Source organism: Devosia sp. GW821-FHT12F11, assembly GCF_058806655.1.
Genome location: NZ_JBXAPX010000001.1, coordinates 441,091 through 466,516, shown reverse-complemented (window position 1 = coordinate 466,516; position 25,426 = coordinate 441,091). Strand labels below are relative to the sequence as shown.

The following is a 25,426-nucleotide window of genomic DNA, read 5'->3' as shown; positions in this document are numbered from 1 at the left end:
CGACTACTCGACCACCGCCCCAGCGACGAAGCCCGTCACCTTGTCGATCGGCATCTCGCAGGGCTTCAGCGCCGGCGCGGCGCTGCTCGGCGGGCGATAGATGTTGAGGCTGATGCGGTCGGCGCCGCCAAGCTCCTCGGCGTAGAGCTTGAAACTGTTGCCGTTGGCGTGCGCCGTATTGGTCACCCCGTAGCGCCGCCCCGCGAAGCGGGCGGTGAAGTAGCCGCGCGGCCAGGACGCGAGGATGGCCCAGACGGTGGCCGGCGACGTATCGGGGGTAATGGTCATAAGCCACAATATGGGGTGGCCTGGCGTGCCCGCCAAATGCCGTCGCTTTCACCTGTCCGGCGGCGTGGTTGCAAACGCCGGACGGCGGGACAACACTCTCGCCGGCATGTCGATTGCTGCCATTGAGTCAGTCTGGAGGCCACAGTGTACGACAACATCATCGCCGCGACGGATGGAACGGACGTCGCGGGCAAAGCCGTGGCGCATGCGGCCTTTCTGGCGAAAGCCCTCGGCGCCAGGCTGACGCTGGTGACGGTGAGCGAGCAGGCGCCGACCTTTGCAGCGCCGGAGATCGGCTGGTCGGTGCCGCAGTCGGTGTTCGACGACATCCGCAAGGCCAACCGGGACAAGGGCCGCGCCATTCTCGATGCCGCGGTCAAGGCCAGCGGCCTTGCTGCCGGGACCATGCATGTCGAGGATCAGGCGCCGTTCCAGGGCATCCTCGATGCGGCGGACAGGCTCGGAGCGGACCTGATCGTCGTCGGCTCGCACGGCCATCGCGGACTGGAGCGGCTGATCCTGGGCAGCCAGGCCGCCAAGGTGCTGAGCCTCGCCAAGGTGCCGGTGCTGGTGATCAAGCCGTAGCCGGACAGCCCGACAGCGCGTGGCAGGCCGCGGTGATCGCCCTGCCCTGCGACGGCGTAGTCGCTCGCGTACAAACAAAAAAGGCCCGGGATCGCTCCCGGGCCTTTCGCATTCAAACAGCTGCCGATTACTCGGCGGCTTCCTCGGCGATTTCCTTGCCGGTCGCCTGGTCGACGACCTTCATCGACAGGCGGACCTTGCCGCGCTCGTCGAAGCCGAGCAGCTTCACCCACACCTTGTCGCCTTCCTTGACGACGTCGGTGGTCTTGCCGACGCGCTGGGCGGCGAGCTGGGAGATGTGCACGAGGCCGTCCTTGGCGCCGAAGAAGTTCACGAACGCGCCGAAATCGGCGGTCTTGACCACGGTACCCTGGTAGATGGCGCCGACTTCGGCTTCATCGGTGATCGACTTGATCCACTTGATGGCCGCATCGATCGAGGCGCCGTCCGACGACGAGACCTTCACAGTGCCGTCGTCGTTGATGTCGATCTTGGCGCCGGTCTTCTCGACGATCTCACGGATCACCTTGCCGCCGGTGCCGATCACTTCGCGGATCTTGTCGGTCGGGATAGTGATGGTCTCGATGCGCGGGGCGAACTCGCCGACGCTGGAGCGCGAGGTGTCGAGCGCCTTGGCCATTTCGCCAAGGATGTGCTCGCGACCGCCCTTGGCCTGCTCGAGGGCGACCTTCATGATCTCCTCGGTGATGCCGGCGATCTTGATGTCCATCTGCAGCGAGGTCACGCCGTCGGCGGTGCCTGCCACCTTGAAGTCCATGTCGCCGAGGTGATCTTCGTCACCCAGGATGTCGGAGAGCACCGCATAACGGTCGCCTTCGAGGATCAGGCCCATGGCGATACCCGCCACCGGCTTCTTCATCGGCACGCCCGCATCCATCAGCGCCAGCGAGGTGCCGCAGACGGTCGCCATCGAGGACGAGCCGTTCGACTCGGTGATCTCGGAGACGACGCGGATGGTGTAGGGGAACTCTTCCGCCTTGGGGCGGATCGGGTTGATGGCGCGCCAGGCGAGCTTGCCGTGGCCGATTTCGCGACGGCCGGGCGAGCCCATGCGGCCAGCTTCACCGACCGAGTAGGGCGGGAAGTTGTAGTGCAGCATGAAGTTCACCTTCTGGGTGCCTTCGAGGCTGTCGACGAACTGCTCGTCGTCGCCGGTGCCGAGCGTGGCAACGACGAGGGCCTGGGTCTCGCCGCGGGTGAACAGCGCCGAACCATGGGTGCGGGGCAGCACGCCGACTTCGGCGACGATCGGACGAACGGTCGTCAGGTCACGGCCGTCGATACGCGACTTGGTGTCGAGAATGTTCCAGCGGACGATCTTGGCCTGGAGGTTATGGACGACTTCGCCCAGGTCCTCGGCCGAGACGGTGCCGGCCTCGATCTGCGACGCATAGTGCGCCTTGACCTTGGCATTGGCGGCATCGACAGCGGCGTAGCGCTGCGCCTTGTCGGTGATCTTGTAGGCGGCGCGGAGGTCGGCCTCGGCCACCTTCAGCACGTCGGCCTCGAGCGCCGAGTAATCCGGCGGGCTGAAATCGCGCGGTTCCTTGGCGGCCAGCTCGGCCAGCTTGATGATCGCGTCGATGACCTTGCGCGAGGCTTCGTGACCGAACATCACGGCGCCGAGCATGATCTCCTCGGAGAGCTCCTGGGCCTCCGATTCCACCATCAGCACGGCGTCCTGGGTGCCGGCCATGACCAGATCGAGCTTGGACTCGGCGCGACGGTCGACGGCGAGGTTGAGGACGTATTCGCCATCAATGTAGCCGACGCGGGCAGCGCCGATCGGGCCCATGAACGGCACGCCGGAAATGGTCAGTGCAGCGGAAGCCGCGACCATCGAGAGCACGTCCGGGTTGTTCTCCATGTCGTGCTGGAGGACAGTGACGATGACCTGGGTCTCGTTCTTGTAGCCATCGGGGAAGAGCGGGCGGATCGGACGGTCGATCAGGCGGGACGTCAGCGTCTCGGCCTCGGTCGGGCGCCCTTCGCGCTTGAAGTAGCCGCCCGGGATCTTGCCCGCCGCGAAGTACTTTTCCTGATAGTTGACGGTCAGCGGGAAGAAGTCCTGACCCGGCTTCGGCGACTTGGCCGAAACGACGGTGGCGAGGACCACGGTCTCGCCGAGCGTGGCGAGCACGGCACCGTCCGCCTGGCGGGCGATCTTGCCGGTCTCGAGGGTGAGGGGCTGGCCGCCCCAGTTCAGCTCAACTTTGTGGTAGTCGAAGTTGATGGGCATATCGTTGTCTTTCCATTCTGCCGGAAAGAGCGGGAACGCGGGGGCGTAGCCACCCCGCGAACTCCTCCGGTGTGCCAGCCGCCCGCCGCACCCCATGTGCGACTACGGCCCAAAATCGGCACGGTTCCGCGCTGACACCCTCCGGTCGAGGAGGGGCGGAACATGGACAAGACGATGAGCCGCTCATTTTCCTGAAACAGGGAGGTGCCCCAACCTTCCGGAAGGTCCTGCACCGTGAGCGGCCGATGATCTCGCCATGCTCCGCGTAGTTCGTCAGCCTACGCAAGTCACCGGCAGGTCTGCCGGGGTTGGACCCGCGAGGCGTGCCCCGTGGGTCCAGGTCTTAGTCGACCAGCGCAACCAGGTAGTCGCTCGCTCGAGGTGCAAAAGTCTGACGACTTTTGTCGAGCAAGCTCCAATTAGCGGCGCAGGCCCAGACGCTCGATGAGCGCCTTGTAGCGCGCTTCGTCCGACTTCTTGACGTAGTCGAGGAGACGGCGGCGCGTCGAAACCATCTTCAACAGGCCACGGCGGGAATGGTTGTCCTTGCCATGCAGCTTGAAGTGTTCGGTGAGATTGGCGATGCGTTCGGAGAGGATCGCGACCTGGACTTCCGGCGAGCCGGTGTCGTCCTTCTTGGTGGCGTAGTCCTTGATGAGCGCAGTCTTCCGCTCTGCGGTAATCGACATCGGAAAGGTCCTTTCAAACAGAGGATCATCGGGACGCTGCCGCCCGGGATGTCGTCCAGGTGGAGCCATGAATAAGCGCCGGCCGGGCCGGAACTCGCGCGCTCTATAGGGGAAAGGGTCGCAGAACGCCAGTTATTTGTCGGAAGCGGCGGGCTCGGCCGCGCCGTTGAGGCTGTCGGAAGGGTCGAGCGAGCTCAGTGGAATGGTGAAGCGCCACTCGATGCCGAGCTGATGCACCTCGCGCGCGACCTCGCCATTGAGCGAGCGGCCGACCATGTTCTCGAGCACGGTGGTGCCGAAGCCGCGGCGCGGGGAGGTTTCGGCCGGGGCACTGCCGCTTTCGTGCCAAACGAAGCTCACCGCGCCGCCGACGCGCTTCCAGGTCAGCTCCAGCCGGCCGCCATCCCTCGCGAAGGCGCCGTATTTCACCGCGTTGGTGGCCAGTTCGTGCGCCGCCATGCCGAGGATCTGCGCCGCCTGGGCGTTGAGCCGCAGCGACGGCCCGTCGACGATCACCCGTTCGCCATCGACGGGACAGAACGGATCGATCTGGCTGACCAGCAGCTCCTTGAGATCGACGCCGGCGACGCCATGCGCCAGCAGCAGGTCGGTCGAACGGGCGAGCCCGAAGATGCGGCGCTCGAAGCTAGAAACGAACTCGGGCACCGTATCGGCGCCGCGCGCTGTCTGCTTGGCCATGGCGGCGATCACCGTCATCTGGTTCTTGCTCCGATGCGCCAGCTCGCGCATCAGGAAGCGCACCTCGGTTTCGGCGGCTTGGCGGCGGCGCGAGGCATCGCCGAGGGCGCTCGAGACGGTTTCGATCTCCTCGATCGGGAAGTGCCGCGCCTCCACCGGCTGGCCGGCGCCGAGCCGCCTGGCGTCGGCCTCGAGACCATGCACCGAGCGGCCGATCTGCAGGCTCACGCCATAGACCACGAGCACCACCAGGGCCGCCAGCAGCACACCGCCGGCCAAGAGCGACCAGAACGCATCGGCCAAGGGCTTCGCCACGACGCTGCGATCGGCCCAGGCCACCAGGGTCCAGCCGGTAAGGGTGGAGCGCTGCGCGACGACCAGGTAGTCCTTGCCCTCGGAAACGAGGCTGCGCCAGCCGGCGGTCGAGCCCAGTTCGTCGATCGGCGCGAGGTTGAAGGCGTCGCCGGTGTTGCCGCCCTGGTCGGCGGCGGCGATGATCACGCCCTTCCTGTCGACCAGCGCCACGTGCCAACCCTCGGGCATGCGGCTCGCCAGCAACGTACTCGACAGCTGACTGGCGGCGCGGCTGAAGCCGAGGATCAGCGGCTGCTGGTTGGCCGGAAAGATCGGCTGCAGGATGTTGACCACCCATTGCTGCGAGACACGCCCGAACACCGCATCCGAGATTGCCACGTCGCGGCTGTCGAAAGCCCGCTGCGTGGTTTCGACGTCGCCGATCGGATTGGTCTCCTGCTCCGACATCGGGACCCGGGTGGAAAGGTCCGAGGTCATGTCGGGGTGGACAAGATAGACGTAGGACGCGGTGTTCTCGAGCGCGACGCTGACCCGGGCGTGAAACTCGGGATAATCGGCGGGCTTGAGCGGCGGCGTGGTGGCGAGGACGCGCAGCGTCGTGATGTTGGCGTTGATCTCGCGATCCACCGCCTGAACGATCGAGCGGGCATTGCCGGTGATCAGCGTCTCGACGACGCGCTCCTGCGCCTCGTTGTTGCGCTGCAGCAGGATGGCAGAAAAGACGAATGCGGGGACCAGCGCCACCAGCGCCAGGACGAACAGGTAAACGGCAATCGGCCGGGCCCTCGGGCCGCGGCGGCGTACGACAGCACTATTATCAGCCGGGCTCGGCCCGTCAGCCATAACGCACCCCGGCGAAAATCAACCCAGACCCCTGCCATGCCTTAGAGCACGAAAACGCCTGTTCCGCCATTTGGTTCCGGCGGCAGGCGACAGGCAGGAGCGCTTCACGGTTGGTTGCACCGCCCTGCACTCCCCTCCCCACGCGAGTGGTTCAGCGATCCGGGCAGGGCGCTAGACGATAACGCGCTGCGGCTTGAACATGCCGGCTTCGACCCGGCCCAGCGCCACGGCGATGCCGGCGCTGCTAGCCCAGGCGCTGTCGAGCGCGATCGGCGCCGATGCGCCGCCGAGCAGCACAGGGTTGCCGTGCCGGACGGCGCTCACCTGATCGGGGGTGAGCCGGATCTCGGGCAACAGCGACAGCCCGGCGGAGACCGGCAGCAGCAGCGCATCGCGGTCCGCGGCTGCCTCCAGCGCCTCGAGCGTCACCGCCCGCGCCTCACTGAACGGGCCGACGGCGGTGCGGCGCAGTTCGACGACATGGCCGTGGGTGCCGAGGGTCCGGGCGAGGTCCCGCGCCAGGGCGCGCACATAGGTGCCCTTCTCGCAGGTCATTTCCAGCCGGCTGATTTCGCCGGCATGTTCCATGAGCCGAAGGGCCTCGACGTAGACGGGGCGGGCCGCCAGCTCGACCACCTCGCCGGCACGCGCCAGGTCATAGGCGCGTTCGCCGTCGACCTTGATGGCGGAAAAGGCCGGTGGGGTCTGCATGATTTCGCCGGTAAAGCCGGGCAGCGCAGCGAGGATCTCGGCCTCGGTGGGCCGTACCTCCGAGCGCGCGCTGACTTCGCCTTCAGTGTCGTCGGTGGTGGTTTCCTCGCCCCACTTGATGGCGAAGCGGTAGACCTTGGTGCCGTCCTGCACAGCGGGCACGGTCTTGGTCGCTTCACCCAGCGCGATCGGCAGGATGCCGGTCGCCAGCGGGTCGAGCGTTCCGGCATGGCCGGCCTTTTTCGCGCCGAACAGCCAACGGAGCTTCCCCACCGCCTGGGTGGAGGTCATGTCATAGGGCTTGTCGAGAACCAACCAACCGGAGACGTCGCGCTTCTGGCGCTTCTCGGTGGTCAATCTTCGTCCTCATCCTTCGCGATGTCGCGCTGCACGCGGTCGGAGCGCAGCAGGGCGTCGATCTTGCCGAACTCGTCAAACGTGTTGTCGACGAAAAAGCGCAGGTCCGGTGCGAACTTCAGATCGAGCTCCGGGGCCACGCGGCCGCGAATGAAGCGGTGGTGGCGATTGAGGGCCGCGACGATTTCCTCGGCGCCCGCGCCGCCGAGCGGCATGATGTAGGCGTTGGCCAGCTTCAGATCCGGCGTCATGCGGACTTCGGGCACGGTGATAACCTTGCCTTCGAGCAGCGGATCTTCGATCTCGCCGCGGGCAAAGACGCCGGAAAGGGCATGGCGCACCAATTCGCCGACGCGCAGCATGCGCTGGCTGGGACCGGTGGGCTTGTGGGTGTCGCGTTTCATCGGGCTGAGTTAGGCGCTTGGCGGCTTTCCGTCAACGGTAGCGGCCTGAGGAACGCCATTCGCCACACTCGGTCGGGAAACTTCTGCCACGCTATGGCAATGGTGGATTAGCCCGCTTGCTCTCGACCAGGCGCTCCAGCCCGTCTAGCAGCCGCTCCAGCCCGAAATCGAAGGCCATATCAGGATCGCCGAGGCCGTAAAGTTCGCCGACCACCGCGCCCACCCGGCTCGCCACCGGATAGGGCGAAAAATCCATGGTCGAGAGGAACGGCTCGACGGCGTACCACCACTCATCGTCGCTCATACCGGTCTGCGCCTTGACCATATTGGCGCGCACCACGTCGCGTACCGCGCCGTGCACATAGTTGGCGACGAGGATGACGCAGAGGTCCATCTCGACTTCGCTCAGGCCCAGCCGATCGAAGACGCTGAGGAAGTTGTCATAGGCGCGGATGGTGTTGGGGCCGAGCACCGGCCGGTGCGTGCCGATCTCCAGCGCCCAGGGATGGGCCAGGTAAAAGCGGCGAAAGCTGCGCGCCACGAGGGTCACATTGGCCCGCCAGTCGGCCGGATGAAACTCCGGCGTCACTTCACCGGCCTGTCCGGTGGCCACGGCATCGAGCATCAGGTCGAGCAGCACCGCCTTATCCGGGATGTGGGTGTAAAAGCTCATCGGCGAGATCCCGACCGCTTCGGCGACGCGCCGGGTCGAGACGGCGTCGATGCCCTCGGCATCGGCAATGGCGACGGCGGCAGCCACCAGGTCGGCAACGCTGACCCGCGATTTGGGCCCGCGCCTGGGCGCCGGCGCCCTGCCCCACATCAGCTCCAGCGTCCGGATCGGATCGCCCCGACCGGCAATTTCCTCGGCCATCCGGCCTCCATAAAATAACTCTTTACAGTGTACGGGATTGAGTCTAAGCCAAACCCCGTACACTGCACACCGTTATATCGCCAGGCCGCGAAAGTCGAGATATCCCTTCGGACGTCCGGCCCAGCGTGTCGAAAACCAGCCTGCTGACACGTCATGTCAGCAGGGCTGGATAGGCTTGCCCAACCTGAACCGGGAAGAGGAGTGAAGCAATGATCCATGCCCGCGGACTGAAGCGCAGCTTCAAGACCAAGGACGGCGTCGTCGAGGCGGTGCGTGGCCTCGACCTCGACGTGGCGGAGGGCGAGCTGGTGGCGTTCCTCGGCCCCAACGGCGCCGGCAAATCCACCAGCGTGCGCATGCTGACGACGCTGCTGCCGCCGACCGAGGGCGCGGCGAGCGTCGCCGGCCACGACGTGTTGCGCGACGCCAACGCGGTACGCCGCCGCATCGGCTATGTCGGCCAGGGGGCCGGCGCCGGCGGCTACAACAAGCTGCGCGACGAGCTGCTGACGCAGGGCGCGGCGCAGCGGATGAGCAAGGCCGACGCGGCCCGGCGCGCCGACGAGCTGATCGGCATGCTGGAGCTCAGCGGGCTCGAAAGGCGCACCGGGATGAGTTTGTCAGGCGGGCAGAAGCGGCGCGTCGATATCGCGCTCGGGCTGATGCACAGCCCCAAGGTGCTGTTCCTCGACGAGCCCTCGACCGGGCTCGATCCGCACAGCCGCGCCAACCTCTGGGAGCACATCCTGAAGCTGAGAAAATCGACCGGGATGACGATCTTTCTCACCACCCACTATCTCGACGAGGCCGATCAGATGGCCGAGCGGGTGATGATCATGGACAATGGCCAGATCATCGCCAACGACACGCCGGAGCGACTGAAGGCTAACCTCGCCGGCGACCGCATTACCGTCGATGCCGACAACTCGGCGGTTGCCGCCGAGCTCGCCGCCAACCTCCCCGAAGCCCGCGAAATCAGCCGTGACGGCGCGCGGGTCGGGGTGACCGTGAAGGGCGGCGAGGCGGTGCTGCCGGAGTTCATCCGGGTCTTGGATCAGCGCGGCGCCCGGGTACTGGCGGCAAACGTCCGCCGGCCAACGCTGGATGACGTGTTCCTCGGATTGACCGGCCGTTCGCTGCGGGAGACGGCAGCATGAAAGGGCCATTTGCACCAGTGAGGCGGCGAGCGGCGGTAGCTGAAAGCCGCCGGGGTCTTGCTCCCCTCCCCCTTGAGGGGAGGGGCTGGGGGTGGGGGTCCATCGGCTCTAGAAGCGCACCAACCCCTCCCTCGATCCCTCCCCTCCTTGCGGACGCGGTAGCGCCGCGGGGGGAGGGAAGCGATCGAACCGCGTCCTTCGTTCATATCTGGGAGATTCACCCATGACCTTCTTCCGTGACGTCGCCACTTCGTTTGCCCGCGAGATGAAACCCACCCTCGCCGATCCGTCCTGGATGGCTTTCGGGCTGGTGCAGCCCATCCTCTACCTGGCGTTCTTCGTGCCGCTGCTCGATGTCGGCGGCTCGACCGCCGAGGCGCTGCAGTGGTTCGTGCCGGGGATGATCGTGATGCTGACGCTGTTCGGCACCGCGATGGTCGGCTGGAGCCTTACCGAGGAGCTGATGAGCGGGGTGCTCGAACGCTTCCTCTCCACCCCGATGAGCCGGCCGGCGCTGATCTTCGGCCGCTCGCTCAAGGAAATGTTCCCCCTCGCGCTGCAGGCCCTGGCACTGATCCTCCTCGCCTGGCCATTCGGGCTGGCGCTCCATCCGATCCAGATGCTGTTCGGGCTCACCCTGCTTGCCCTGTTCGGCGCCGGAGTGGCGGCGCTCTCCTATGCGCTGGCGATTGCGGCGCGGCACAATACCTCGCTGTTCTACATGGTGAGCCAGTCGGTGGCGCTGCCGCTGATGCTGCTCGGCGGGGTGCTGCTGCCGATCGAGAACGGCCCGGGCTGGCTCTACATCGCCAGCCGCTTCAACCCGCTGACCTATCTGATCGAGGCCGAGCGGGCGCTATTTGCCGGCGAGCTGTTCACCAGCACCGTGCTGTGGGGCGTGCTGGTGGCGCTTGCGACCGCCGTGGTTGGGCTCAGCATCGGCGCCCGGGCAATCCGCAAGGCGAGCCTCTAGTAGTTGCCGGACGCCTGAGGGCGTCCGGCTCTCTTTCCTAACGAGGTCATAGCGATGAACCAAGCCATCACCATCCCAGTTCTTACCACCACGATCCCCGGCGGCGATGACGCCCGCGCCCTCGCATCGCGCATCGAACTGGCAGTCGCCATGGGCCAGCAGCAGGTCGCGACGGACCTCTATCGCCGCTTCCAGACGCTGACGCTTTCCGACGCCGAGCGGCGCCGGGTGCATCAGGAGTTCGCCGTGCTCGACCGGCTGCCGTGAGGGGTTGCCAATGTTCAAAAGCCTATTTAACTAATCGGTAAAGTACGTAGAGAGGGTTAGCATGTACGGCTCGATCAGGATCCGCGGGGCGCGGGAGAACAACCTCAAGAACGTGTCGCTCGATATCCCGAAGCGGAAGATCACGGTGTTCACCGGGGTGTCGGGCTCGGGCAAATCCTCGCTGGTGTTCGGCACCATCGCGGCGGAAAGCCAGCGGCTGATCAACGAGACCTACCCAGCGTTCGTCCAGCAATTCATGCCGCATTACGGCCAGCCCGATGCCGACGAGCTCGAGAATATCTCGGCAGCCATCATCGTCGACCAGCAGCGGCTGGGCGGCAATTCGCGCTCCACCGTCGCCACCGTTACCGACGCGGCGCAAATGCTGAGGGTGATCTTTTCGCGCGCTGCCGAACCGAAACTCGGCGCGCCCGGGCTCTATTCCTACAACGACCCGCGCGGCATGTGCCCCGATTGCGAAGGTATCGGCCAGGTCGCGGCGATGGACATGAGCGCGGTGGTCGATGAGTCGAAGTCGCTCAACCAGGGCGCCCTGCTACCCAAGGATTTCGCGGTCGATAGCTGGTACTGGGAGATCTACAAGAACTCCGGGCTGTTCGACATGGACAAGCCGGTATCGAAGTTCACCGCCGAGGAACGCGAGAACCTGTTCGACCTCGACGATGGCCGCAAGATCAAGGTCGGCAAGATCGGGCTCACCTACGAGGGCGTGGTCGCCAAGCTGAAGAAGGGGCTGGGGAGCAAGGACCCGGAGAACCTGCAGCCGCATGTCCGCGTTGAGTATGACAAGATCTTCACCCGCGCGACCTGCCCGGCCTGCGGCGGCGCCCGGCTCAATGCGGCGGCGCTGTCGAGCAAGGTCAACGGCAAGTCGATCGCCGAGTGTTCGGCAATGCAGGTCTCCGACCTCGCGCCGTTCGTCCGCTCGATCGAGGCGCCCTCGATCAAGCCGATGATCGCGGCGCTGGCGGCACGGCTCGAGAACCTCGTCACCATCGGGCTCGGCTATCTCAGCCTCGACCGCGAGAGTTCGACTCTATCGGGCGGCGAAAGCCAGCGCGTGAAGATGGTGCGCCATCTCGGCTCGTCGCTGACCGACATCACCTATGTGTTCGATGAGCCCAGCGTCGGGCTCCACCCGCACGATGTCGCCCCGCTGGCCGGGCTGATGCAGCAGTTGCGTGACAAGGGCAACACGGTGCTGATCGTCGAGCACAAGCCCGACATGATCGCCATTGCCGACCATGTGGTCGATATGGGCCCGTTCGCCGGCTCCAGGGGTGGCGAGATCGTCTACGAGGGCGATTTCGAGGGACTGCTCAAATCCGGCACGCTCACCGGCAACCACATGAAGAAGCACCAGGCGATCAAGACCGATGGGCGCAAGGCCAAGGGGCAGCTGAAGATCGCCCACGCCAAGACCAACAACCTGCGTGATGTGTCGGTGTCGATCCCCGAGGGCGTGCTCACGGTGGTCACCGGCGTCGCCGGCGCCGGCAAGAGCTCGCTGATCCAGGGCTCGCTGCCGGCCGCCTATCCCGACACTGTCATCATCGACCAGAACCTCAACCGCGGCTCGTCGCGCTCCAACACCGCGACCTATACCGGCATCCTCGACACGGTGCGGAAGACCTTCGCCAAAGCCAACGGCGTCGACGCTGCGCTGTTCTCGGCCAACTCGAGGGGCGCCTGCCCCGACTGCAAGGGGCTGGGGGTCACCTATACCGATCTCGCGCATATGGACCCTGTGGCGAGCGTCTGCGAGACCTGCGAGGGCAAGCGCTTCACCGAGGACGTGCTGCAGCACAAGCTGCGGGGCAAGGCGATCAGCGACGTCTACGAGATGAGCGTTTCGGAGGCGACCGAGTTCTTCACCGAGCCTGCTATCGCCAAGATCCTCAGGGGGCTCGACGATGTCGGGCTCGGCTATCTGACGCTGGGTCAGCCGCTCTCGACCTTGTCGGGCGGCGAGCGCCAGCGCCTGAAGCTCGCGGCGGAACTGGGTAAATCCGGCAATATCTACGTGCTGGACGAACCCACCACCGGGCTCCACATGAACGACGTCGACACGCTGATCGGGCTGTTCGACCGGCTGGTCGATGCCGGCTCCACCGTGATCGTCATCGAGCACAATCTCGATGTGATCAGCCGGGCGGATTGGGTGATCGACCTCGGACCCGGCGCCGGCAATGACGGCGGCAGCGTGGTGTTCGAGGGCACGCCGACGGGGTTGAAAGGGGCGAGGGGCAGCTTGACGGGAGAGGCGTTGGCGGCTCGGGGGTAGGTCGCTGACTGATAGAGACCGCCCCCTCCCGGCCTCCCCCATAAAGGGGGAGGTGAAGAGTCGGGGCTCGGTCTTCAATCGTGCCAAACACACCGGCGGAGCACCTCCCCCTTTATGGGGGAGGATGGGAGGGGGCCGTCTGCTTCAGTTTGCGGGAGCAGCCACCACCTCCAACGTCACCACGTCCTGCAATTCCTTCGCCCGCGCCTGGAACGCCTTCGCGTCCACCGGCCAGGTCTTGGGGTTGGACGGATCGAACGCCCGGCCCTTCCACTCCTGGTAGACCATGGCGATGCCGGTGTCGGTCTTGCGGAACACCGCCACCATCACCTCACCCAGCCCGCGCAGCTTGCCGTTGTCCTTGTAGGCGCCGCAAGCCATGCCGAGGGCGGGGAAGAACGTGTCCGTCTCCTCGCCGAAATTGAAGAAGCCGAGGGCTTCCTCCTTACAGATCTGCGAGTAGCCGTACATGGTGGCGCGGCGGTAATCGTCGAGGCTGCGGCCGGGCTGCAGCGTCAGCCGCGCGGCGTAGGTGGTGGTCCAGTTGTCGACTGACTCGCCCTTCTTGAAGAACTCGACAAAGGCCTGCGTGGCGTCGCCATAGGTGTTCGACTCCACCAGTTGCAACAGGTCCGGCGACAACCGCTCGGCCGGGGTCAGCCAATCCGGCGTCGGCAGCACGAAGCGATGCCCGAGTGCCGTGAGGCTGAAATTCACGCCATCGCGGCCGAGCACCGGCGCCTCCTCGGCCAGGGTGGGCGAGGCGGCCAACAGGGCCAGAACAAGCAACAGGGTCCGCATCGACATCCTCCCGGCGAAGCGGGCGGAACCTATGCGGGCGCGGCCCGGGAGTCGAGCGGGCTTGCGCGACTCATAAGTATTGGCTTATGTGTTGTGCATGGAAGCAGATATCTTCAAGGCGCTGGCCGACCCCAATCGTCGCGCCATGCTGGAGCGGCTGGCCTCCGGCGAGCTGACCGGCTCGGCGCTGGGCGAGGGTTTTGCCATCTCGCAGCCGGCGATGTCGCAGCACATCGCGGTGCTGCGGGGCGCCGGGCTGATCCGCGAACGGCGCGAGGGACGCAGCGTCCACTACGCGGTGAACCCCGACGGCATGGCGCCGCTGCATGACTGGCTGAGCCGCTACCAGGCGTTCTGGCCCGAGCGGCTCAGCCGCCTGAAGGACTTCCTCAAGGAGATGGATCAATGAGCGAATCCGAAGCCGAGCGCGTGACGGTCGAATGCGGGCTCGATGCCGCGCCGGAAAAGGTGTGGCGGGCGCTGTCGATCCCGGCCTATCGCGATGCCTGGCTGCTGCCCGATGGTGATGGCGAACGCTTCACCGCAGAAGTGGTGGAGGCGGTGCCGCCACATCGACTGCGCCTCAGCTGGCGCGAAGGCGATGGCGAGGGTGAGCTGGTGACCTTCACGCTCGAGGCGACGCCCGAGGGCGGCACCTGGCTGCGGCTGGTGCACGACCGGGTGGCGGCGCCGCTGCGCGTGCCGATCCCCGCCAACACCAACACCGCGATGCTGCGGGCCGCTTAGCGCTCCGCCCATCCCCATACTCAAAGCCATTCTGAAGGAGGTTGCCGATGCGCGACATGATGCAGCTCGTCCCTATGGTCATCGAACAGTCGAGCCGCGGGGAGCGTTCGTTCGATATCTTCTCGCGGCTGCTGCGCGAGCGGATCATTTTCGTCAACGGCGAGGTCGAGGATCAGATGGCGGCGCTGATCTGCGCCCAGCTGTTGTTCCTCGAATCCGAGAACCCCGGCAAGGAGATCTCGCTCTATATCAACTCGCCAGGCGGCGTGGTGACGGCCGGGCTCGCCATCTACGACACCATGCAGTTCATCAAATCGCCGGTGTCGACGCTCTGCATGGGCACCGCCTATTCGATGGGCTCGTTCCTGCTCGCCGGCGGCGCTCCTGGCCGCCGCATGGCGCTGCCCAACGCCTCGATCCTCGTGCACCAGCCCTCGGGCGGCGCCCAGGGCAAGGTCACCGACGTGCTGATCCATGCCGAGGAGAGCCAGAAGGTGAAGGCGCGGATCAATCGCATCTACGCCAAGCACTGCGGCCGCACGATCGAGGAAGTCGAACGCACCCTCGACCGCGACCGCTACATGTCGCCGGAAGAAGCCCAAGATTGGGGGCTGATCGACTCCATCTTCACCGAGCGGGCGGAGCTGGCGATGCCGGTGCCGGAACTGCCGATGGGGCGGTAGCCCTCTATTCGATCCGCCGCCTTGCTCCCCTCCCCCCTTGAGGGGAGGGGCGGGGGGTGGGGGTGGTGCGGCGGGCACGGTGCTGACTTCACCACCCGCTCCTTCAGTCCCTCCCCTCAAGGGGGAGGGAGGCGATCGCCTCTAAGTGCGGAGGGTGCGCATGCCTCAGCGATACCCCTGCGCCTGCAGCTCGAACAGTTCCGCGTAGCGCCCGCCATTCTGCATCAGCTCGGCGTGGGTGCCCTGCTCTTCCACCTTGCCGTCAGCCAGCACGACGATGCGGTCGGCCATGCGGACGGTGGAGAAGCGGTGCGAGATCAGCACCGCCGTGGTGCCCTCGGCGAGATTCTTGAAGCGGGTGAAGACTTCGGCTTCGGCGCGCGCGTCGAGCGCCGCGGTCGGCTCGTCGAGGATGATGATCTCGGCGTTGCGCATATAGGCGCGGGCGATGGCGATCTTCTGCCACTCGCCGCCCGACAGATCCTGGCCCTTCAAAAAGGTACGGCCGAGCATCTGGTCATAGCCCTCGGGCAGCTTGCGGATCACCGGATCGGCAAGGCTCTGCTCGGCGGCCGAGACGATGCGCTCGCGATCGGCGGCCACCTCGATGCGGCCGACGCCGATATTGTCCGAGGCGGTAAAACTGTAGCGCAGGAAATCCTGGAAGATGACGCCGATATGGGTGCGCAGATCCGCGGTGGCGAATTCCTTGAGGTCGATGCCATCAAGCGTGATGCGGCCCTCGTCGGGGTCGTAGAGGCGGGTCATCAGCTTGACGATGGTGGTCTTGCCGGCGCCGTTCTCGCCCACCAGCGCCAGCGTCTCGCCGGCCGGAACGGCAAAGCTCAAGTTGCGCACCGCCCAGTTTTCCGAGCCCGGATAGCGGAAGCCGACATTTTCGAACACCAGCCCCTGCCTGACCGGCAGCGGGAAGGGTTTTGGGTGTTTGGGGTCGAGGATGGTCGGCTTGATCTCGAAGAAGCTGAACAGGTCGTCGAGATAGAGCGACTGCCCGGCGATCTGGGTGAAGCCGATCAATATCTGCTGCAGGTAGCCGTTGAGCTGCGAGAAGCTGCCCGACAGGAACACCAGCGTGCCGATGGAGAACTCACCATGCAGGGTCCGCCAGACGATATAGGCGTAGGCGGCATAGTAGGTGAGGGTGGAGATCGAGGCGAGCAGCCCGGTCTGCAGCGCCCGCTTGATCGAGAGGTTGCGGTTCTCGATCAGGATCTGGTCGGACAGTCCCTTGAAGCGGCCACTCAGGAACTCCCCTAGCCCGAACAGCTTGATCTCCTTGGCGCTGTCGGCGCTGGCGCCGATCTGGCGCAGATATTCGAGCTGCCGCCGCTCGGGCGAGCGGTTATGCGAGATCCAGTAGGCCAGCCGGTTGAAGCGGAACTCGCCCCATACCGCGGGGATCAGCGCCAGCGCCAACAGACCGATCAGCAGCGGGGCATAGACGAAAAGCCCGGCGGCGAGCGCGATAGCAGTAATCATCGCCTGCGCCTGGCCGAACACCTGCGAGATGACGGTCGAGCGGCTCGAGGCCTGCCGGCGCGCCCGCTCCAGTCGATCCTGGTATTCGGATTGCTCGAAATGCTTCAAATCGAGCTTGGCGGCATGCTCCATCAGCTCGAGGCTGACGGCGTTTGAGTGGCTTTCGCCGAGGATGTTGTCGACCACGTTGATGGCGCGGTTGAAGGCGTCGCGGGCGAAGACCAGCACGAACTCGCCGGTCAGCAGCGCCATCAGGAAGGTCAATCGGCCACTCTGCAGCCAGTCATTGAGCTCGGGGCCGGGCACGCCGAGGCTGGTTTGATGCACTACCTCGTCGATGATCAGCTTGGTCAGCAGCAGCACCAGCGGCGGCTGGACGGCGACCACCAGCCGAAGCGCGATGCTGAGGCTCATCAGCCAGGGGCTGGTCCGCCACATCTGGGCGAACAGTCGGCCGAGGTGGCGGAAGGTCTTGAGCCGCTCTCCCTTGTCGAACGGCAATGCGTCCGGGATATCGGGACCGTTCGCCCCCCGTCCCCCGCCCCCAACCCTGCCGCCGACACCACGCATCAAACATCACCCTTAAAGGAACGGGCCTGATCCTAAGGCGCGGCACGGCTTGGCGAAACCGCCAATTCAGGCAGGTGCGCGACCCGTCACGGGACCGCTTGGCGCGATAGCCGATCGACATCCTCACCGAACGCCGTCATTTCGTCCCGGTCGGCAAACGCTGTAAGCGGCACGATCAGCGCCTCGGGTGGTGCGGTGATGAAGACGTGAGCCTTGCCGATGGCGACATCGGCGATGGTCTCATAGGCGATGAACAGCTGCCGCTCGGCCGTTATCACTGCGAGATGGTCACCCCATTGCTCAAGCGTCTCCACCATAGGCGCGGGTATGCGGCGACGCGCCCGGCGGTGCGTTGCGAGCGTCATCACTGCAGCGGCCAATCCATAGGCGATGCCGACCAGCAGCAGCGCCGCCAGCCAGAAGCGCCAGCCCCATTCCGGCCCGACCCAGTCGGCCGGCAGGAACGCCACGAGGCCACCTGCAACAGCGAGCCAGATCAGCAGCAGCCACTTACGCCAACCGATCAGCTCGCGCGGCAAGGCCTCGTAGGCCAGCGCGTCGGCGGTGGTCAAGGTGTAGGTGAAGGTGAGGAGGGGGTCGGTCATGGCCAACAGTGACGGTACTCAGCCTGTTCGCGCAACTGGCTACAGGCAGACGCCACTACCGATGCTGTCCGCACCGACGAGGCGGTCTGATGGGTCAAACGCCAGATCGACGATGAAGTGAGTGTCGCAGACGAACAGGGCCCCAGTGCCGGCGCCACGCAGAATGTAGCCTATTTTGTCGCCTTCATCGTACCACACCTCATAGCCGGCATCAGCCAGTCGGCGGACGATCTGCAAGCGCTCCTCGCCCGGATCGAACACGGCGCCCAGCATCGAAACATGCCAGTCCGGAAGGCAGGTGCCTCGGCAGCCGGTGCGGGCTGCGTATAGCTGCTCAAGGCCAAACCTGTTTACCGCGTTGAGGAAGTGCTCGGGTCGGTACCAGCGCCACACCGACCAACCGACGATGAACACTGCCAGCAGCGAGACGGTGAGGATGATCGCCTTCGCACCCGCCAAAAGAAAAGAGAGCGCCGGGTTTGCACCAGGCGCTCTCTTTGCTTGCTTGTCGACCATCGCCTAGAGCGAACGGACCACGCTCTCCACGCGGAAGCATTCGATGACGTCGCCGGGGCGGATGTCTTCGTAGTTTTCGAAGGCCATGCCGCATTCCTGGCCGACCGGCACTTCCTTGACTTCGTCCTTGAAGCGCTTGAGCGTTTTCAGCTTGCCTTCGTGGATCACGACGTTGTCGCGCAAGAGGCGCACGCCGGCGCCGCGTTCGACGATGCCCTCGGTGACCTGGCAGCCGGCGACCTTGCCGACCTTGGTGATCTGGAACACTTCCTTGATCGAAGCGTAGCCGATGAAGGTCTCGCGACGCTCCGGCTTCAACAGGCCCGACATCGCTGCCTTCACGTCATCCACGAGGTCGTAGATGATGTTGTAGTAGCGGATTTCGATGCCCTCGCGGGTGGCGAGGTCAGAGGCCTGCTTGTTGGCGCGGACGTTGAAGCCGATGATGATGGCGTTCGAAGCGGAAGCCAGCGTCACGTCGGATTCGGTGATGGCGCCGACGCCGCTCATCAGGATCTGCGCCGACACTTCGTCGGTCGAGAGCTTGTTGAGCGAGGCGTTGATCGCTTCGACCGAGCCCTGCACGTCGCCCTTGATGATCAGCGGGAACTTGGCGATGCCCGAGGCCTTGAGCTGATTCATCATCTGCTCGAGGCTGGTGGCGCCGCCGCCCGCTGTCTTCTCGCGGATCAGGCGCTGACGGTACTCGGTGACTTCACGGGCCCGTGCTTCGGTCTCGACCACACTGAAGCGGTCGCCGGCCGACGGCACGCCGGTAAAGCCCAGCACTTCCACCGGAATGGACGGGCCGGCTTCCTTCACCTGCTCGCCCTTGTCGTTGATCAGCGCACGGACGCGGGCGAACTCGGTGCCGGCGACGACGATATCGCCGATCGCAAGCGTGCCGCGCTGCACCAGCACCGTCGCCACCGCACCGCGGCCGCGATCGAGCTTGGCTTCGATGACGAGGCCCTCGGCGCGCCCGTCGCGGGCCACCTTGAGCTCCAGCACTTCGGCCTGCAGCAGGATGGTTTCGAGCAGCTTGTCGAGGCCGGCCTTGGTGACCGCCGAAACTTCCACGTCGAGCACATCGCCGCCCATCGATTCGACGAACACTTCGTGCTGCAGCAGTTCGGTGCGAACGCGCTGCGGATTGGCACTCGGCTTGTCCATCTTGTTGATGGCGACAATGATCGGAACCCCGGCCGCCTTGGCGTGCTTGATGGATTCGATGGTCTGCGGCATGACGCCGTCATCGGCCGCCACCACCAGCACCGCGATATCGGTGGCCTGGGCGCCACGGGCACGCATGGCGGTGAACGCTTCGTGGCCCGGGGTGTCGAGGAAGGTGATCTTCTGGCCGTTCTTTTCGACCTGATAGGCACCGATGTGCTGGGTGATGCCGCCGGCTTCACCGGAGACCACATTGGTCTCGCGGATGGCGTCGAGCAGCGAGGTCTTGCCGTGGTCGACGTGACCCATGATGGTCACCACCGGCGCGCGGTTGGTCAGGTCCTCCGCCTTGTCGTCGGCCGGGATGTCATACAGCCCTTCTTCGACGTCGGCATCGGAGACGCGCTTGACGGTGTGGCCAAGTTCGGTGGCGATCAGTTCGGCGGTATCGCTGTCGATGATATCGGTGATCTTCACCATCTGGCCCTGGGCCATCAGGATCTTGATCACGTCGACGGCACGCTCGGACATGCGGTTGGCCAGTTCCTGGACGGTGATCGCCTCAGGAATGGTCACTTCACGGCTGAGCTTGGGCGCCTGCTGCTGGTTGCGGCCCATCTTCTTGTCGCGACGGCGACGCATGGCGGCCAGTGACGGCCCCTTGTCGCGATCGGACTCCGAACCGGCATTGGTAACGGTCAGGCGACCGCGGGCAAAAGCCTCCTCGCCGGCGCGGCGGGTCGGACGCTCGGGCGTTGCTGCAACGCGCGCAGCGCCGCCACGACGGGCGTTCTCGAGCTCGGTGGCATTGACCAGCGGCCGTGCCGCCGGAGCGGTACGGGTCTTGCGGCCATCAGCTTCCGAGGGCGGCGTCGGCGGCAGCTCGGCAACCGGGGTCGCCGGGCGGCGCTGCGGCGCCGTCTCGGCGGCACGGCGGGCCGGCGAGACGCGCGGCTCACGCGATACCGTAGAGATCTCGGCGACTTCCTCGAGCGCGCGGTCGGCCTCGGCGGCACGCGCCTTGGCTTCCTCGGCGCGCTGCGCCTCCTCGCGGAGGGCCCGGCGGCGAGCGTCTTCCTCGATGCGGCGCGCCTCTTCGGCGCGGGCGCGAGCCTCATCCTCGGCCTGACGACCGGCGGCTTCGCGCAGGGCGCGGGCCCGGGCATCGGCTTCAGTGGCGCTCAGGCCACCACCGGGACGCGGTGCGGCGCCCGAACGGAGCGGCGGCCGGCCCTGGTTGGACTGGTACGGGCGATTGCCCGACGGCGCACCCGACGAAGCGGGGCGGCCCGAACCCTGGGACGGAGCACCGCCGCCACTCTGGGGCGGACGCGGGGTATGCGGGGTGTGTGGGGTATGTGCGCCGGGCGAGCCGGGCGGCACGAAGCGGGTGCGCTTCTCGACGACCACAGTGTTCCGCGACGAACGTGCCACATTGGGGCGTGCCCCCACGCTGGGGCCTCCCTTCAATGACAGCGTCTTCTTGCCGCCGGCACCAGAATCTTCGCGCTTGTCGTCGTTATCAGCCATGTAACTCGCGTCTTCCTTCACGAAACCTGCCCGCGAAAGCGCGTCTCCGCGCTCTCTGAACAAGTCCGATTGTCGGGCTCAGGGGGCGGCGTAGCTATGCTCGCGCCGCTCAAATAACCCATCTAGTTGGCAATGTAACGAGCCAGCCTTTCGGCTCGTTGCACCGCCGCCTGGGCCGCGCCCCCCTTGATGAGCGCAGCATGTATCACATTTTCGATCCCGAGTGCCAAACCCATTTGGCCCGAATCGAGCAATTCGAAATGCGGAGTTAAGACGGGCTCAAAACCTGCCTCTTCCGCTGCCTTCGTGTAGCCCTTGAGCGAACCCAGGAGCTTATTCCTGCCATCCTCGGCCGCATCGGTCGCGGTGAGGAGAGCCTGCACTTCACCCGCTTCGATCGCCGACTTGACCTTGGTCGAGCCGGTGATCAGCTGTCCTGCCTTGCGCGCCAGGGAGAGCGAACTGAGCAGTCGCTCCTCCAGCCGGCGCCGGGTCAGACCGGCAAGATCGTCGGGCACCTTCACCTCGGCCTTGAGGCTTTTGGCGAAGGCCTTCTTCTTTTGCGCCTCGGCCACTTGTCGGTGGCCAAGGGTAATCCAGACGCCGCGTCCTTCGGCCTTGCCGTCGGTATCGGGCACCACCTCGCCGTCGGGTGAGACGGCGAAGCGGATCAGTTCGGCAATCGGCTTCACCTCACGGGTGAGAGCGCATTGCCTTTCGGTTTCTTCGCGACGCGGCACCGGGTTCGAGACCACCCGATTACGCGGGCGCCCCTTCTTCCAGTTCCGCGGCCTCTTCGGCCACGGCGAGATCGGCTTCGGTGATCCAGCCAGCCTTGAGACGGGCCTGCAGGATCATCTCCTCGGCTTCCTCGCGACTGACAGGGAAATCCTTGAAGGTGCCCTCGAACCGCTTGGTCTCGCCGTCCTTGCGTTCGGTCCAGCCCACCAGGTCGTCGGCGGCGCAGCCGGCAAAGTCCTCGACGCTCTTGATGTCTTCCTTGCCGAGCGCGACCAGCATTGCCGCGTTCAGGCCCGGGATCTCGTAGAGCTCGTCCTCGACGCCCAGCTTGATGCGCTCGTCGTCGTTGGCCTTCTCGATCGCCGCCAGGTAGTCGGAGGCGCGCTGCTGGATTTCGGCCGCGGTCTCTTCGTCAAAACCCTGGATCGAGGCGATTTCCGAGGCGTCGATATAGGCGAGTTCCTCAACCGAGGAGAAGCCTTCGGAAGCCAGTAGTTGGGCAACCATCTCGTCAACATCAAGGGCCTGCATGAACAAAGCAGAGCGCTCGGTGAATTCCTTCTGGCGGCGCTCGGACTCTTCCTGCTCGGTCAGGATGTCGATATCCCAGCCGATCAGCTGCGAAGCGAGACGGACGTTCTGGCCGCGGCGGCCGATGGCGAGGCTGAGCTGCTCGTCGGGCACCACGACTTCGATACGCTCGGCCTGCTCGTCGAGCACAACCTTGGCCACGTCAGCCGGCTGCAGCGCCGAAACGACGAGATCGGCGATCGATTCGGTCCACGGGATGATGTCGATCTTTTCGCCCTGCAGTTCGGCAACCACCGCCTGGACGCGCGAGCCGCGCATACCGACGCAAGCGCCGACCGGGTCGATCGAGGAATCCGACGAGGTCACGGCGATCTTGGCGCGGCTGCCCGGGTCGCGGGCGATCGAGCGGATAGTGATGATGCCGTCGTAGATCTCCGGCACTTCCTGCATGAACAGCTTGGCCATGAACTGCGGATGGGTGCGGGAGAGGAAAATCTGCGGGCCGCGCTGCTCGCGGCGCACGTCGTAGATATAGGCGCGGACCCGGTCGCCGTAGCGATAGAGCTCACGCGGGATCAGTTCGTCGCGGCGGATGATGGCTTCGCCACGGCCGAGATCGACGATGACGTTGCCGTATTCGACGCGCTTGACCGTGCCATTGACGATCTCGCCGACGCGGTTGATGTACTCTTCATACATACGGTCGCGCTCGGCATCGCGCACCTTCTGCACGATCACCTGCTTGGCCGACTGGGCGGCGATGCGACCGAACTCGATCGGCGGCAGCGGCTCGGTGAGGAAATCGCCGAGCTTGGCGGCGTCGTTCTTCTGCTTGGCGTATTTGAGCTCGATCTGGCGCCCGGGTTCCTCGACGGCCTCGACCACTTCGAGCAGGCGCCACAGGCGCAGCTCGCCGGTCTTGGGATTGATCTCGGCGCGGACATTGGTCTCGGCGCCGTAGCGGGTCTTGGCCGCCTTCTCGATCGCGTCCTGCATCGACTCGATGACGATCATGCGATCGATCGACTTCTCGCGGGCGACGGCATCAGCGATCTGGAGCAGCTCCAGGCGGTTCGCGCTAACGGCCATTTAGTGTGTCTCCTCAGTGGAAGCGTCTTCTTCAGATGTGGTTTCAGCGCGGCCTGCCGTGTCCTCGGCCACATCGGCCTCCGGGTCGTCAGGCAGCTCGACGGTTTCGATGTCTGCATCGTCGTCGATGGGGAATTCTTGCTGGTCGACCTGCGCCAGGTTCATCAGCTTGTCGGTCATCACCAGCTTGGCTTCGGCCAGCATGGTGAGCGGCAGACGGAAATCCGGCTCGGTGCCCTTGGGCACATCAGGCAGGGTGATGACGACATGGTCGCCATCGACCGCCTTGATCAGCCCGCGGAAACGGCGGCGGCCATCAAGCAGGTCGCTGAGCTCGACCTTGGCCTCGTGGCCGATATAGGCGGCGAAATCACGGGCCCGCACCAACGGCCGGTCAATGCCGGGCGATGACACTTCGAGATGATACTCGCGATCGATCGGATCCTCGACGTCGAGCACCGGCGAGACGTCTTTGCTCAGCCGCTCGCAGTCGGTGATGTTGAAGCGGCCATTGCCGTCTTCAGCCATGATCTGCAGCGTCAGGCCGTTCTCCTGCGTCATCTTCACACGCACGAGGCTGTAGCCGAGATCATTGGCGACGGGCTCGACGATGCGGGCGATCCGCTGCTCGAGGCCGGTCTCCTTGATGTAGCGCTTTTCGGTGAGGTCGAACGTCATCTTTATTCCTCGCGGGCCGTACCGGCGTTGGCGAGCGCTGGTCGCGCTCGAAACGCCTGGCCCTCCGGCGGGGCGGCCGAAACGTCGGCCGTGGTCCTCGCGTTGCTCGTCCAGTCTGCCCTGGCCCTTGGAAAACAAAAAGAGCGGGGGGCCCGGTCGGCACCCCACTCTCGCTTAGAGCCAGAGATGTTGTTGGCGCTCATATAGCGCCGATAGACGTCCGACGCAAGGTGATGCGTCCGGACTGTGCTTGCCGCCTCCAGCCGCTATGGTGCGCGGAGCGCTTTCAGGAAAAGTTGCAGACTTTTCCGGTTCGAAAGCGCGACAACGTGAAGAAGCTGGATTCGAACTCGGAGCAGGACTGATGAAGACACGCGCGGCAGTGGCATTCGCGGCGGGCAAACCACTCGAAATCGTCGAGCTCGATCTCGAGGGCCCGAGGGCGGGCGAAGTGCTGGTCGAGATCAAGGCCACCGGCATCTGCCACACCGACGCGTTCACGCTATCGGGCGCCGATCCCGAGGGGTTGTTCCCGTCGATCCTCGGCCACGAGGGGGCGGGCGTCGTGCTGGAGGTCGGCGCCGGCGTCACCAGCCTCAAGCCGGGCGACCATGTGATCCCGCTCTATACGCCCGAATGCCGGGAGTGCCCAAGCTGCCTGAGCCGCAAGACCAACCTCTGTACGGCGATCCGCGCCACGCAGGGCAAGGGCCTGATGCCGGACGGCACCTCGCGCTTCTCCTACAAGGGCGAGACCATCTACCACTATATGGGCTGCTCGACCTTTTCGAACCACACCGTGCTGCCCGAGATCGCGCTGGCGAAGATCGATCCCAAGGCGCCGTTCGACAAGGTGTTCTACATCGGCTGCGGCGTCACCACCGGGGTCGGTGCGGTGCTCAACACCGCCAAGGTCGAGGCCGGCGCCACCGCCGTGGTGTTCGGGTTGGGCGGCATCGGGCTCAACGTGGTGCAGGGGCTGAAGCTCGCCGGCGCCGACATGATCATCGGCGTCGACGTCAATAACGACAAGCGCGCCTGGGGCGAGCGCTTCGGCATGACGCATTTCGTCAACCCCAGGGAGATCGAGGGCGACGTCGTCCCCTACCTGGTCAACCTGACCAAGCGTGGGGCCGACCAGATCGGCGGCGCCGACTACACGTTCGATTGCACCGGCAACACCACGGTGATGCGGCAAGCGCTGGAAGCGAGCCATCGCGGCTGGGGCAAGTCGGTGGTGATCGGGGTTGCCGGCGCGGGGCAGGAGATCTCCACCCGCCCGTTCCAGCTGGTCACCGGCCGCACCTGGATGGGCACCGCCTTCGGCGGCGCCCGCGGCCGCACCGACGTGCCGAAAATCGTCGACTGGTACATGAGCGGCAAGCTCGAGATCGACCCGATGATCACCCACACGCTCAGGCTCGAGGACATCAACAAGGGGTTCGAGCTGATGCACCACGGCGAGAGTATTCGGAGCGTGGTGCTGTTCTAGAGGGGGAGAGCTCCTCACCTAACTCGACCACCCACCAGTTGTC

Annotated in this window: 24 protein-coding genes; 9 read left to right on the top strand and 15 right to left on the bottom strand. The window is 65.5% G+C overall.

Features of this window, described 5'->3' with window-relative positions; all coding sequences use genetic code 11:
• Nucleotides 1-3: 3 nt before the first annotated feature.
• Entirely contained in the window at nt 4-288 is a 285-nt protein-coding gene (locus tag AC1ROK_RS02390) for a hypothetical protein (protein ID WP_492843460.1), read from the bottom strand.
• Between the two features lie 144 nt (nt 289-432).
• On the opposite strand from AC1ROK_RS02390, the gene AC1ROK_RS02385 reads away from it, so the two are divergent.
• The gene (locus AC1ROK_RS02385; RefSeq protein WP_492843458.1) at nt 433-873 is read left to right on the top strand and encodes a universal stress protein; all 441 of its coding nucleotides are present in this window, start codon (nt 433-435) and stop codon (nt 871-873) included.
• A 127-nt stretch (nt 874-1,000) separates the two neighbouring features.
• On the opposite strand, the gene pnp is transcribed toward AC1ROK_RS02385, so the two are convergent.
• From pnp to AC1ROK_RS02355, 6 genes are all read right to left on the bottom strand, one after another.
• On the bottom strand, nt 1,001-3,133 hold the full coding sequence (pnp, locus tag AC1ROK_RS02380) for a polyribonucleotide nucleotidyltransferase (protein ID WP_492843456.1): 2,133 nt from the start codon (nt 3,131-3,133) through the stop codon (nt 1,001-1,003).
• A gap of 419 nt (nt 3,134-3,552) precedes the next feature.
• A complete protein-coding gene (rpsO, locus tag AC1ROK_RS02375; protein ID WP_055874294.1) occupies nt 3,553-3,822 on the bottom strand; it encodes a 30S ribosomal protein S15 in 270 nt (89 codons plus the stop codon).
• A 132-nt stretch (nt 3,823-3,954) separates the two neighbouring features.
• Nucleotides 3,955-5,679 (bottom strand): sensor histidine kinase, encoded by a 1,725-nt coding sequence (locus AC1ROK_RS02370; RefSeq protein WP_492843454.1) that lies wholly within the window; start codon nt 5,677-5,679, stop codon nt 3,955-3,957.
• Nucleotides 5,680-5,850: 171 nt separating this feature from the next.
• Nucleotides 5,851-6,747, bottom strand: coding sequence for a tRNA pseudouridine(55) synthase TruB (gene truB, locus AC1ROK_RS02365; RefSeq protein ID WP_492843452.1), 897 nt, complete (start codon nt 6,745-6,747; stop codon nt 5,851-5,853).
• Nucleotides 6,744-7,151: a 30S ribosome-binding factor RbfA gene (gene rbfA / locus AC1ROK_RS02360; RefSeq protein WP_492843450.1), complete on the bottom strand. Its 408-nt coding sequence runs from the start codon at nt 7,149-7,151 to the stop codon at nt 6,744-6,746. The genes truB and rbfA overlap by 4 nt, the downstream gene beginning before the upstream one ends.
• A 91-nt stretch (nt 7,152-7,242) precedes the next feature.
• The gene (locus AC1ROK_RS02355; protein WP_492843448.1) at nt 7,243-8,025 is read right to left on the bottom strand and encodes a TetR/AcrR family transcriptional regulator; all 783 of its coding nucleotides are present in this window, start codon (nt 8,023-8,025) and stop codon (nt 7,243-7,245) included.
• 209 nt (nt 8,026-8,234) lie between these two features.
• On the opposite strand from AC1ROK_RS02355, the gene AC1ROK_RS02350 reads away from it, so the two are divergent.
• From AC1ROK_RS02350 to AC1ROK_RS02335, 4 genes are all read left to right on the top strand, one after another.
• The gene (locus AC1ROK_RS02350; RefSeq protein ID WP_492843446.1) at nt 8,235-9,182 is read left to right on the top strand and encodes an ATP-binding cassette domain-containing protein; all 948 of its coding nucleotides are present in this window, start codon (nt 8,235-8,237) and stop codon (nt 9,180-9,182) included.
• Between the two features lie 223 nt (nt 9,183-9,405).
• Nucleotides 9,406-10,155 (top strand): ABC transporter permease, encoded by a 750-nt coding sequence (locus AC1ROK_RS02345; protein WP_492843444.1) that lies wholly within the window; start codon nt 9,406-9,408, stop codon nt 10,153-10,155.
• A 54-nt stretch (nt 10,156-10,209) separates the two neighbouring features.
• Nucleotides 10,210-10,422 carry a hypothetical protein gene (locus AC1ROK_RS02340; protein WP_492843442.1) on the top strand — a complete coding sequence of 71 codons (213 nt, stop codon included), beginning with the start codon at nt 10,210-10,212 and terminating at the stop codon, nt 10,420-10,422.
• 61 nt (nt 10,423-10,483) lie between these two features.
• Nucleotides 10,484-12,727: an ATP-binding cassette domain-containing protein gene (locus AC1ROK_RS02335; RefSeq protein WP_492843440.1), complete on the top strand. Its 2,244-nt coding sequence runs from the start codon at nt 10,484-10,486 to the stop codon at nt 12,725-12,727.
• Between the two features lie 144 nt (nt 12,728-12,871).
• On the opposite strand, the gene AC1ROK_RS02330 is transcribed toward AC1ROK_RS02335, so the two are convergent.
• Nucleotides 12,872-13,528: a hypothetical protein gene (locus tag AC1ROK_RS02330; protein ID WP_492843438.1), complete on the bottom strand. Its 657-nt coding sequence runs from the start codon at nt 13,526-13,528 to the stop codon at nt 12,872-12,874.
• Between the two features lie 97 nt (nt 13,529-13,625).
• Here AC1ROK_RS02330 and AC1ROK_RS02325 point away from each other — a divergent pair, with 97 nt between their 5' ends.
• Genes AC1ROK_RS02325 through AC1ROK_RS02315 form a run of 3 tightly spaced genes read left to right on the top strand, consistent with a single transcriptional unit; the run spans nt 13,626 to nt 14,958 of the window.
• Nucleotides 13,626-13,937, top strand: coding sequence for an ArsR/SmtB family transcription factor (locus AC1ROK_RS02325; protein WP_492843436.1), 312 nt, complete (start codon nt 13,626-13,628; stop codon nt 13,935-13,937).
• Nucleotides 13,934-14,275, top strand: a complete 342-nt coding sequence (locus AC1ROK_RS02320; RefSeq protein ID WP_492843434.1) for an SRPBCC family protein — start codon at nt 13,934-13,936, stop codon at nt 14,273-14,275. The genes AC1ROK_RS02325 and AC1ROK_RS02320 overlap by 4 nt, the downstream gene beginning before the upstream one ends.
• Nucleotides 14,276-14,322: 47 nt before the next feature.
• Complete coding sequence (locus AC1ROK_RS02315; protein ID WP_492843432.1) at nt 14,323-14,958, top strand: ATP-dependent Clp protease proteolytic subunit; 636 nt, start codon at nt 14,323-14,325, stop codon at nt 14,956-14,958.
• Between the two features lie 165 nt (nt 14,959-15,123).
• Here AC1ROK_RS02315 and AC1ROK_RS02310 read toward each other — a convergent pair whose 3' ends face one another.
• The 7 genes from AC1ROK_RS02310 to rimP form a co-directional block, all read right to left on the bottom strand.
• Nucleotides 15,124-16,959 (bottom strand): ABC transporter ATP-binding protein, encoded by a 1,836-nt coding sequence (locus AC1ROK_RS02310; RefSeq protein ID WP_492843430.1) that lies wholly within the window; start codon nt 16,957-16,959, stop codon nt 15,124-15,126.
• A gap of 155 nt (nt 16,960-17,114) precedes the next feature.
• Nucleotides 17,115-17,633 carry a hypothetical protein gene (locus AC1ROK_RS02305; RefSeq protein ID WP_492843428.1) on the bottom strand — a complete coding sequence of 173 codons (519 nt, stop codon included), beginning with the start codon at nt 17,631-17,633 and terminating at the stop codon, nt 17,115-17,117.
• Nucleotides 17,634-17,672: 39 nt separating this feature from the next.
• The gene (locus tag AC1ROK_RS02300; protein ID WP_492843426.1) at nt 17,673-18,149 is read right to left on the bottom strand and encodes a hypothetical protein; all 477 of its coding nucleotides are present in this window, start codon (nt 18,147-18,149) and stop codon (nt 17,673-17,675) included.
• 3 nt (nt 18,150-18,152) lie between these two features.
• Nucleotides 18,153-20,852: a translation initiation factor IF-2 gene (gene infB / locus AC1ROK_RS02295; RefSeq protein WP_492843424.1), complete on the bottom strand. Its 2,700-nt coding sequence runs from the start codon at nt 20,850-20,852 to the stop codon at nt 18,153-18,155.
• A gap of 122 nt (nt 20,853-20,974) precedes the next feature.
• Complete coding sequence (locus AC1ROK_RS02290; protein ID WP_492843422.1) at nt 20,975-21,592, bottom strand: RNA-binding protein; 618 nt, start codon at nt 21,590-21,592, stop codon at nt 20,975-20,977.
• Nucleotides 21,593-21,611: 19 nt separating this feature from the next.
• A complete protein-coding gene (nusA, locus tag AC1ROK_RS02285) occupies nt 21,612-23,213 on the bottom strand; it encodes a transcription termination factor NusA (RefSeq protein WP_492843420.1) in 1,602 nt (533 codons plus the stop codon).
• A complete protein-coding gene (gene rimP / locus AC1ROK_RS02280; protein WP_492843418.1) occupies nt 23,214-23,891 on the bottom strand; it encodes a ribosome maturation factor RimP in 678 nt (225 codons plus the stop codon).
• A 364-nt stretch (nt 23,892-24,255) separates the two neighbouring features.
• Here rimP and AC1ROK_RS02275 point away from each other — a divergent pair, with 364 nt between their 5' ends.
• Entirely contained in the window at nt 24,256-25,383 is a 1,128-nt protein-coding gene (locus AC1ROK_RS02275) for an S-(hydroxymethyl)glutathione dehydrogenase/class III alcohol dehydrogenase (protein ID WP_492843416.1), read from the top strand.
• The last annotated feature ends 43 nt before the right edge of the window (nt 25,384-25,426 follow it).

Coding starts and splice junctions, on each gene's coding strand:
- AC1ROK_RS02390 (WP_492843460.1), bottom strand. CDS start 288: ATGACCATTACCCCCGATACGTCGCCGGCCACCGTCTGGGCCATCCTC.
- pnp (WP_492843456.1), bottom strand. CDS start 3,133: ATGCCCATCAACTTCGACTACCACAAAGTTGAGCTGAACTGGGGCGGC.
- rpsO (WP_055874294.1), bottom strand. CDS start 3,822: ATGTCGATTACCGCAGAGCGGAAGACTGCGCTCATCAAGGACTACGCC.
- AC1ROK_RS02370 (WP_492843454.1), bottom strand. CDS start 5,679: ATGGCTGACGGGCCGAGCCCGGCTGATAATAGTGCTGTCGTACGCCGC.
- rbfA (WP_492843450.1), bottom strand. CDS start 7,151: ATGAAACGCGACACCCACAAGCCCACCGGTCCCAGCCAGCGCATGCTG.
- AC1ROK_RS02355 (WP_492843448.1), bottom strand. CDS start 8,025: ATGGCCGAGGAAATTGCCGGTCGGGGCGATCCGATCCGGACGCTGGAG.
- AC1ROK_RS02350 (WP_492843446.1), top strand. CDS start 8,235: ATGATCCATGCCCGCGGACTGAAGCGCAGCTTCAAGACCAAGGACGGC.
- AC1ROK_RS02345 (WP_492843444.1), top strand. CDS start 9,406: ATGACCTTCTTCCGTGACGTCGCCACTTCGTTTGCCCGCGAGATGAAA.
- AC1ROK_RS02340 (WP_492843442.1), top strand. CDS start 10,210: ATGAACCAAGCCATCACCATCCCAGTTCTTACCACCACGATCCCCGGC.
- AC1ROK_RS02335 (WP_492843440.1), top strand. CDS start 10,484: ATGTACGGCTCGATCAGGATCCGCGGGGCGCGGGAGAACAACCTCAAG.
- AC1ROK_RS02330 (WP_492843438.1), bottom strand. CDS start 13,528: ATGCGGACCCTGTTGCTTGTTCTGGCCCTGTTGGCCGCCTCGCCCACC.
- AC1ROK_RS02325 (WP_492843436.1), top strand. CDS start 13,626: ATGGAAGCAGATATCTTCAAGGCGCTGGCCGACCCCAATCGTCGCGCC.
- AC1ROK_RS02320 (WP_492843434.1), top strand. CDS start 13,934: ATGAGCGAATCCGAAGCCGAGCGCGTGACGGTCGAATGCGGGCTCGAT.
- AC1ROK_RS02315 (WP_492843432.1), top strand. CDS start 14,323: ATGCGCGACATGATGCAGCTCGTCCCTATGGTCATCGAACAGTCGAGC.
- AC1ROK_RS02305 (WP_492843428.1), bottom strand. CDS start 17,633: ATGACCGACCCCCTCCTCACCTTCACCTACACCTTGACCACCGCCGAC.
- AC1ROK_RS02300 (WP_492843426.1), bottom strand. CDS start 18,149: ATGGTCGACAAGCAAGCAAAGAGAGCGCCTGGTGCAAACCCGGCGCTC.
- infB (WP_492843424.1), bottom strand. CDS start 20,852: ATGGCTGATAACGACGACAAGCGCGAAGATTCTGGTGCCGGCGGCAAG.
- nusA (WP_492843420.1), bottom strand. CDS start 23,213: ATGGCCGTTAGCGCGAACCGCCTGGAGCTGCTCCAGATCGCTGATGCC.
- rimP (WP_492843418.1), bottom strand. CDS start 23,891: ATGACGTTCGACCTCACCGAAAAGCGCTACATCAAGGAGACCGGCCTC.
- AC1ROK_RS02275 (WP_492843416.1), top strand. CDS start 24,256: ATGAAGACACGCGCGGCAGTGGCATTCGCGGCGGGCAAACCACTCGAA.